A 693-nucleotide genomic window follows, 5' to 3' on the forward strand; every position below is an offset into this window, starting at 1 on the left:
AAGCTTTCCCAACACCCCCATGCGAGAGCGCCAGAATATTCGGTATTAGACCCCGTTTCCAAGGCTTATCCCAAAAAGGAGGGCAGGTTACTCACGTATTACTCACCCGTTCGCCACTAATCCACCCACAACAAGTTGCAGGCATCATCGTTCGACTTGCATGTGTTAAGCACGCCGCCAGCGTTCGTCCTGAGCCAGGATCAAACTCTCCACAAAAAACTGTAAGAGAGCAAGAAAAACAACTAGCTCCAAAAACAAAAAATAAAAAACAAGAACAACACACCACCAACAAACAAACCAAACACCACATAAAAACACGGCACCTAGTCACCATCCGCTGGAGTGCTAACTGTCCTCGCACACACCCACACAACCAACCAGGAAACCAACAACAACATCAGTCAACCCCGGAATGGCTATGTGAACAAAAAATATTTCACGTAAAAAATATTAGTCAGACACGCTATTAAGCATCCAAACACCACACCCACACCCCACACCAACCAATAACCATTGACTGGTTAGTCCAGGGAGAATCATCCACGCTCAAGAAGAGCAACCCCGTTAGCCTACCACCACCCAGCCCGGTAAACAAACCGAACCATCGTGGCCTAAGCCACTCACGAGGATTTATTCGCCGCTCTGAGCTCTTACCGGGCTCTCGGCGACGGATAACAAGCTTACAAGCCCAAC

Annotated in this window: 1 rRNA gene; it reads right to left on the reverse strand. The window is 48.3% G+C overall.

Features of this window, described 5'->3' with window-relative positions:
- Positions 1-216: ribosomal RNA gene (locus AC5RK6_RS00710) — 16S ribosomal RNA — on the reverse strand; the annotation flags it as partial.
- Between the last annotated feature and the right edge of the window lie 477 nt (positions 217-693).

The sequence above is a fragment of the Actinotignum sp. usb-actsch-213 genome (assembly GCF_059085665.1).